Below are 6,458 nucleotides of genomic sequence, written 5' to 3' on the forward strand. Positions count from 1 at the left end.
CCTCCGAGCTGGCGGCGTTGATCCTTCCCGGCGGTGACACCTGGGGGAGTGGGCATGCGAACGTTCTCGAACTGGCCGCCGAGATGGTGAAACGCGACGTGCCGATCGGGGCGATCTGCGGTGCGACACTCGGTCTCGCTCGACACGGCCTGCTCGATGCTCGCAGGCACACCAGCAACGCGCTCGAATTCCTGCAAGCTGCACCGGAATATGCCGGCGCCGAACACTACTCGGACGAACGTGTGGTGGTCGACGGGACGGTCGTCACTGCGCCCGGAACAGCCCCGCTCGAATTCGCGAAGGCACTCTTCGAGCTCCTCGAGCTCTTCCCGCAGCCCGTCATCGACGCCTGGTACGGCCTGTACAAGACCGGGGAGCGCAAGTACTACGACCAACTCGTGGGCGCAGAGTGAGAACGGCGGCCGGCGACGCCCTGACGTCGACCGTCCTCCCTGCGTTCGAGCTCAACGGCGAATTCCTCGCTGCGGCAGAGGACATCACCGCACCGGCAGGTCTGACGCCGGCGTGGTGGCAGGTGCTCGGTGCCACGTTGAACGAGGCCCTGCCGGTCGCGGAGATCGCACGACGTGTCGGTCTGGGTCTCGCGCGCCAGAGCGTCCAGCGCACCGCGGACATACTCGTGGAGAAGGGCTGGGCAGAGTACGTCGAAAATCCCAAGCATCGTCGCGCGAAACTATTGCAGCCCACCGATGCTGGGCGAAAAACGGTGCATGAGCTACGCGACGAGCAGCATGCCTGGGCGAACGCCGTCGGCAGAGAGGTCGGAGAGGACGAGATCCGTCGCGTTCAGGAGGGCATGAGAAAGATCATCGCCGCTTCGAGGCGCTACCGGGCCACCAACGATTCGTAGTACGCCTGCTGGTCGGGGTAGTAATCGTCGAAGCCCGGCAGGGGCCGTCCGTCCCGGGACGCGACGAGCATGTCGAGGTAGTACTCCCAGCCGGGCCCGATGTCGCCGACGCCCTCGGTGTCGTTGAGATGGTGCACGAAGGTCAAGGTGGTGACGCCGTCGACCTCGTCGAGCCGGGCTTCGAGCTGCCAACTTCCTTCGCCCGGAGTCATCGCGACGGCGAGGCGAGCGGGGGGTTCACAGACGTCGATCCGCATCTCCGACAACGGAGTGCCCTCCTCGTACGCCAGCTGTACTCGAACGACGCCCTCTGCCAGCCACTTCCACGGCCCGTACCACCGGGCGGTGCGGTCGGACTCGGTGAGGCTTGCCCATACGTCGTCGCGCGGGGCATCGAACGTCCTGGTCAGCTCGAGGTCGACGCCGGTGGCGGTGCGGCGCAGAGAACCGGTGGGCTTCATTGCACAATTATGCAACGCCGACGAAGCGAAGAACAGCGGTTGTTGCTGCGGCGGCCACGACGATCACCACGAACGGGGCCCTTCGCCACGCCAGAACGGCGGCGACGAGCACACCGGCCGGGAGTGCGAAGCCGGCGAACTGTTGGTCCACGACGAGAGCCGACGTGGCGACGAGGGCGACGAAGATGACGGCCACCGACATCGCGCTGAGGGTCTCCACGCGCGGTGAGAGGGTGACTCGGCTGCGCAGCCACGGCCCGAGCAATCTGAACGCCAGCGTCCCGATGGCGAGAACGATCATGGGCGCGATCATGCGCGTGCCCTGTGAAGAAGGGGGCTCACAGCGACGCCGGCCAAAGCGAGAAGTACCGGAATGCCCGGTGGCAGAACGGTTGCTGCTGCTACGGCGATGACGGCACCGACCAGTGCAGCAGTGCGCGTTGCACCGTCGCGCAGTGCCGGCATGACCAATGCGATGAGCACCGCCGGGAATGCCGCGTCGAGTCCGAGCGCAGCGGTGTCCGTGATGGCGCCGCCCAGCGCGGCGCCGAGAAACACGCCGATGTTCCAGCTGACGAACAAGCCGATACCGCACAGCCAGAACGCGGTTCGTCGTCCTGCAGCGTCCTTCTCGGCGACAGCGAAGGCGACACTCTCGTCGGTGACGAGGTGCAGGCCCAGCAGCTTGCGTGGCCACGGTACATCGGCGAAGGCGTCGGAGACCGAGAACGACAGCGGAACGAGACGGGTGTTGACCAAGAGTGCGCTCGCAACGGCCGCGACGGGATTGCCGCCTGCGGCCAGCACGCCGACGAGGATGAACTGCGCGGCCCCGGCGAAAACGAACAGCGACATGGCGACGGGTACCCAGATGGGAAGGCCTGCTGAGACGGAGATGGCTCCGAAGGACGCGCCCACGAGACCGTCGGCGAGACACACGAGTGCGATGTCGCGGGTCGCAGGATGGCGTGTTCGCCATATCGAACGCATGACCATAATACTGAACGCTGCTAGTATGTTCGTCAACCCGAACGATAGGCCGATGGAGTGAACGATCATGACGCAGCCCAGTGCGCCCATCGCCGCAATCGCTGCGTCGCTGCAGCGCGAACGCAAGCGAGTCGGCCTGTCGCTCGCCGAAGTTGCTCGACGCGCCGGCATTGCCAAATCGACTCTCTCGCAACTCGAATCGGGTACCGGCAATCCCAGCGTCGAGACGCTGTGGGCGCTCAGCGTCACGCTCGACGTGCCGTTCGCTCAATTGGTGGAGCCCGTCCGGCCCAGGGTCCAGCTCATCCGTGCCGGGGAGGGACCGGGCATCGCTTCGGACACTGCCGACTACGTGGCAACGCTGCTCGCGTCCTGTCCGCCGAACGCGCGACGCGACATCTACTTGATCACCGCGCAGATCGGTAAGCCCCGCGATGCCGATCCGCACTCACCGGGCGTCGTCGAACACGTCGTCCTCGGAGCAGGTCGCGCACTTGTCGGGCCCACCGAAGAACCCGTCGAACTGCATCCGGGCGACTACATCAGCTATCCGGGCGACCTACCGCACACCTTCGAAGCCTTGGAGCCCGATACGACTGCGGTGCTGATCTCCGAGCACTCCTGACGTGGGCCTGCAGTCAGGCTGACGCCGCGGGTCGATGACTTCGCCGCCAGGCGCTGAACGATCGCACCGACGCGACGTTCGGACGTGCGAGCCACGGCCAGGGATGCACCTCGACGGGGTCGACCTCGTCCGCAATTCGCGCGAAGCCCGGCACCGGCGCCCAGGTGGTGGCCAGAGACCGGCCGGCCAACTCGTCGGCCACTCGCCCGCGGCGCACTTCGAGTTCGCGCGTGGCTGCGATCTCGCCGAGCGTCTCGGCCAGGAAGACCAGTCGCTTACCGGACAGTGCCAGGCGTTTGAGCAGGGGCTCGTCGAACACGAACACTGCGGGCCGACCCGGGTCGGCTGCGAGAGCGGGGTCGCCCAGCCCCAGCGATTCGGCCGTCAACCAGACCTGTTCGCCGCCGAATCCGTCCACGGCCGACGGCCCGGCCGGAATGGGCGCCGTGTTCAGGTCGGGACCGGCGACCGAAGGCCCGAGATCGGCCTCCGGCCAATCCTGAATCGGGCACGCATCCTTCAGCGCACAGCCGCGGCACAGTGCAGGTGCGCGCTTCTCGACTTGCCACCGACTGAACCCGTACACCTTGCCGCTGCCGGTGCCGACGGTCCACTGCCAGCCGAGCCGGTTGGCGGCGCGGGAACCGTCGAGCAGATGCGTGAACATCTCGTCCTCGCCTTCGCGCCAAGTTTCGCCCGCGCGCACGGCCCACTGCGACGCCAACCACATACGTGTCTGGTTCACCAGCCACCCGTCTTCGTGCAGCTCGGCGACGACGGTAGCCATGCAGTTCATGTCTTTCGGCCACGGCGACGACGTCCAATTCCGGGGTCGTGGCTGCTCTCGGCGCAGCGATCGACCGAGCTCCGGGCCGACGCGCGCATACAGGTGTCGCGCATACTCCTGCCACATCAATTCGTCGCGGTAACGCGTGCGGTCCCGCGGGGGAGCGTCGGCGACGGCGTCCCACACCTGCCGCAGCGACAGCAGTCCGTGCCGGATGTAGGGCGACATCCGGCTCGCCCCGCGCCGCGACACGGGTAAGACGGTGCTGCGTGCCCGCGCGTACGCCGTGATGTCCAGATTCGCCAGAGCGCCATCGGCTGCCGACTGCCCGCCCCGGATGCCGCCCTGAGCGATTCCGTCCGGCCCCTCCCTGGTCAGGTCGCCGAGATGGGTGGCCACCCAACGAGCAACGTCGTTACTGGAGAAGCCGTCGACTATCGACGGCGGATGGGGAAGTCGCGGCATCGATACCTGTTCCCGAATCGGGGGCGCGCGAAACGCCGGGATCTTTGGCACAGTGGGGAGATGCAGCGACGCTCGGGCGAGAGTTGGTCCGCGCGGCCAGTTTCAGGGGTAACCCCTGGGTGGGACAGAAGAATCGAGCACTGCGTCCGACGCCGGTCCGCACGCTCCGCGTGCCGGGCGGCGCCGAGTACGAAAGATTCAGGTCGCCCGGCGTCGCTGCATGCGGGGGCGTCGTGAGTGATCGTCAGTATCACCCGCTGATGGCGTCGGCGCTTTCCGAGTTCGCCGACGGGGTGCCGTGGACGCGCGAAGGATTGGCGGAGGCGTTCGCGCCGCTGCTCGACGACAAGGCAGGCAGGCTCGCCGACAGGTTGCTCGAGCTGTATCCGTCCGAGCCGTTCGACCGCGATTCGCTGACTCGGTTGATTGCCGAGTTGCCGCTGATCCCGGAAAACATCTCCCTGGAACCGCTGCGTCGAACAAGCGGGCCGAAGGAGTGGCGGTTCGACGTCCCGCAGTACGTCACCACCGGTGACCTTGCCGAATCGCTCGACCTCACAATTGCCGAAATCGAATGGTTCGCCGACGCTCAGTCGCGGTTGCGTACTGCGCCCGAACCGCTCCGTCACTATCGAACAACGCCGATCCCCAAACGCGTCGGCGCACGCCTGCTCGAGATACCGAAACCACGACTGCGCGAGATTCAACGAAAGATTTTGCGGCGCATCCTCGATCGAGTTCCGCCGCACAGCGCGGCGCACGGCTTCGTCAAGGGGCGAAGCCCCCGCACCTTCGGCATTCCGCACGCCGGCCACAACATTGTCATCGCGACCGACCTGAAGGATTTTTTCCCTACCATCGGGATCGACCGCGTCGTGGCAATCTTCGACGCCCTCGGCTATCCGCGCACCGTGGCCTGGAGTCTCGCCTACCTGTGTACGACGAGTGCTCCCGCAACCCAACTCGGCGGATTGCCCTCGGCGACAGCGTCGTTGCTGCGAACGCGACACCTGCCGCAGGGCGCGCCGACCTCGCCGGCATTGGCGAATCTTGCATCCCGCAAGCTCGACATCAGACTCACCGGGCTTGCCCGGTCGATGGGCCTGCGGTACACGCGGTACGCCGACGACCTGGCCTTCTCTGGTACCTGCGACGCCGACGTGGTGCTGTGGACGGTGGGCACGATCGTGCGCGACGAAGGGTTCGGCCTCAATCACACCAAGACCCGTGTACGACGCGCACACAAGCGACAGCAGCTGACCGGCCTCGTCGTCAACGATTGGCCTTCGGTGCCGCGGCCGGAATACGACGAGCTACGAGCGATCCTGCACAACTGCAGCGTTCACGGGCCCGCGTCGCAGAACCGTGAACAGCTACCCGATTTCCGCGCCCACCTGTACGGCCGCATCGCCTACATCGGGGAAACCAACGACACCAGGCGACGAAAGTTGCTCGCGCTGGCGGAACGAGTGGACTGGGCTGGGTAGAGGGCTACGACGCCCGGACCAACTCGATTTCCCCGACGCACTGGCAACCGCCGGTGACCTCGGAGCAATCCAGTACAAGATAGTGGCGGACGTACTCGAGATCGACGCAGTGGGGTTCGGTGCACTCGGGAAGGCCCGAGGAGTGAATCACCAACGTTCCGTGGCAGTGATCGATGGCTGCAGTGCAGTCCTTGCATGTCATACGGGCGCTCCTTTCGCGTGTGTGTACTTCTTTAGTACCACCGGGCTCCGACAGGTTCGGGAGATGACGGGCGTGTTCGTCAGGCGACGTGGGTCAGTACCGAGCGCCGGCGGGCTCGGGTAGCGCGTCGAGGGTCGCCAGGTCCTCGGGACTCAGCGTCAGCGCCTACGAGTTGTACCGACGCAACGGGTACGAGGTCGCGTCCAGCCAGTTGTCCACGAACCCGAGCCCCGGGTCAATGTGAAGCTGCGGCCCATAACGATCGTTCCTTGTCCGATCACGATATCGAGCTTTCCGTGCGTGACACTGCTCCGCTGCAGTCCAACGACGGATGGTGGGCGCTTGGTCGTCGCCGGAGGCCGGACAAGATCCGCGAAATCGTGGTGGCTTCGTCCATGTCGGACCGTGTGTCAGGCGGCGTGGTGTACCGCGTTGCCGACTGGGCCGATCCCGGAATTTGTTTGCAACCGGATTAACGTTCCTTTACGGTGGTGCCGTGCATTTGTACTTTTCCTGAGACGGCCGAGTAAGGCCTTCCGCGCTCGTGGAGCGATCCGAGTCAGCGGTGGC

The 6,458-nt window shown here is 66.0% G+C and carries 10 protein-coding genes; 5 read left to right on the forward strand and 5 right to left on the reverse strand.

The annotated features are described in order from the left end of the window. Both WBQ44_RS05555 and WBQ44_RS05560 read left to right on the forward strand, forming a co-directional pair. Positions 1-413: DJ-1/PfpI family protein (locus tag WBQ44_RS05555; RefSeq protein ID WP_495565733.1), on the forward strand; the 413-nt coding region annotated here is incomplete at its 5' end. Beyond that, the gene (locus WBQ44_RS05560; protein WP_495565734.1) at positions 410-871 is read left to right on the forward strand and encodes a MarR family winged helix-turn-helix transcriptional regulator; all 462 of its coding nucleotides are present in this window, start codon (positions 410-412) and stop codon (positions 869-871) included. The genes WBQ44_RS05555 and WBQ44_RS05560, both read left to right, overlap by 4 nt. Here the strand turns inward: WBQ44_RS05560 and WBQ44_RS05565 are convergent. From WBQ44_RS05565 to WBQ44_RS05575, 3 genes are read right to left on the reverse strand one after another with little or no spacing between them, the layout of a single operon-like run. Then, a complete protein-coding gene (locus WBQ44_RS05565; protein ID WP_495565735.1) occupies positions 847-1,332 on the reverse strand; it encodes an SRPBCC family protein in 486 nt (161 codons plus the stop codon). The genes WBQ44_RS05560 and WBQ44_RS05565 overlap by 25 nt on opposite strands. A 7-nt stretch (positions 1,333-1,339) precedes the next feature. Next, positions 1,340-1,645, reverse strand: coding sequence for an AzlD domain-containing protein (locus WBQ44_RS05570; protein ID WP_495565736.1), 306 nt, complete (start codon positions 1,643-1,645; stop codon positions 1,340-1,342). Then, the gene (locus tag WBQ44_RS05575) at positions 1,642-2,322 is read right to left on the reverse strand and encodes an AzlC family ABC transporter permease (protein WP_495565737.1); all 681 of its coding nucleotides are present in this window, start codon (positions 2,320-2,322) and stop codon (positions 1,642-1,644) included. The genes WBQ44_RS05570 and WBQ44_RS05575 overlap by 4 nt, the downstream gene beginning before the upstream one ends. Before the next feature lie 67 nt (positions 2,323-2,389). Between WBQ44_RS05575 and WBQ44_RS05580 the strand changes: the two genes are divergently transcribed. Further along, positions 2,390-2,947 carry a helix-turn-helix domain-containing protein gene (locus WBQ44_RS05580; protein ID WP_495565738.1) on the forward strand — a complete coding sequence of 186 codons (558 nt, stop codon included), beginning with the start codon at positions 2,390-2,392 and terminating at the stop codon, positions 2,945-2,947. Between the two features lie 13 nt (positions 2,948-2,960). Here the strand turns inward: WBQ44_RS05580 and WBQ44_RS05585 are convergent, their stop codons facing one another. Continuing rightward, positions 2,961-4,199, reverse strand: coding sequence for an FAD-binding domain-containing protein (locus WBQ44_RS05585; RefSeq protein WP_495565739.1), 1,239 nt, complete (start codon positions 4,197-4,199; stop codon positions 2,961-2,963). 233 nt (positions 4,200-4,432) lie between these two features. On the opposite strand from WBQ44_RS05585, the gene WBQ44_RS05590 reads away from it, so the two are divergent. Beyond that, complete coding sequence (locus tag WBQ44_RS05590; protein ID WP_495565740.1) at positions 4,433-5,686, forward strand: reverse transcriptase family protein; 1,254 nt, start codon at positions 4,433-4,435, stop codon at positions 5,684-5,686. 4 nt (positions 5,687-5,690) lie between these two features. Here the strand turns inward: WBQ44_RS05590 and WBQ44_RS05595 are convergent, their stop codons facing one another. Then, positions 5,691-5,888: a hypothetical protein gene (locus WBQ44_RS05595; RefSeq protein WP_495565741.1), complete on the reverse strand. Its 198-nt coding sequence runs from the start codon at positions 5,886-5,888 to the stop codon at positions 5,691-5,693. 269 nt (positions 5,889-6,157) lie between these two features. Between WBQ44_RS05595 and WBQ44_RS05600 the strand changes: the two genes are divergently transcribed. Next, the gene (locus tag WBQ44_RS05600) at positions 6,158-6,364 is read left to right on the forward strand and encodes a hypothetical protein (RefSeq protein ID WP_495565742.1); all 207 of its coding nucleotides are present in this window, start codon (positions 6,158-6,160) and stop codon (positions 6,362-6,364) included. The last annotated feature ends 94 nt before the right edge of the window (positions 6,365-6,458 follow it).

The organism is Rhodococcus sp. (in: high G+C Gram-positive bacteria), assembly GCF_049591685.1.
Classification (GTDB): domain Bacteria; phylum Actinomycetota; class Actinomycetes; order Mycobacteriales; family Mycobacteriaceae; genus Rhodococcoides.

Coding starts and splice junctions, on each gene's coding strand:
- WBQ44_RS05585 (WP_495565739.1), bottom strand. CDS start 4,199: ATGCCGCGACTTCCCCATCCGCCGTCGATAGTCGACGGCTTCTCCAGT.
- WBQ44_RS05575 (WP_495565737.1), bottom strand. CDS start 2,322: ATGCGTTCGATATGGCGAACACGCCATCCTGCGACCCGCGACATCGCA.
- WBQ44_RS05565 (WP_495565735.1), bottom strand. CDS start 1,332: ATGAAGCCCACCGGTTCTCTGCGCCGCACCGCCACCGGCGTCGACCTC.
- WBQ44_RS05595 (WP_495565741.1), bottom strand. CDS start 5,888: ATGACATGCAAGGACTGCACTGCAGCCATCGATCACTGCCACGGAACG.
- WBQ44_RS05580 (WP_495565738.1), top strand. CDS start 2,390: ATGACGCAGCCCAGTGCGCCCATCGCCGCAATCGCTGCGTCGCTGCAG.
- WBQ44_RS05570 (WP_495565736.1), bottom strand. CDS start 1,645: ATGATCGCGCCCATGATCGTTCTCGCCATCGGGACGCTGGCGTTCAGA.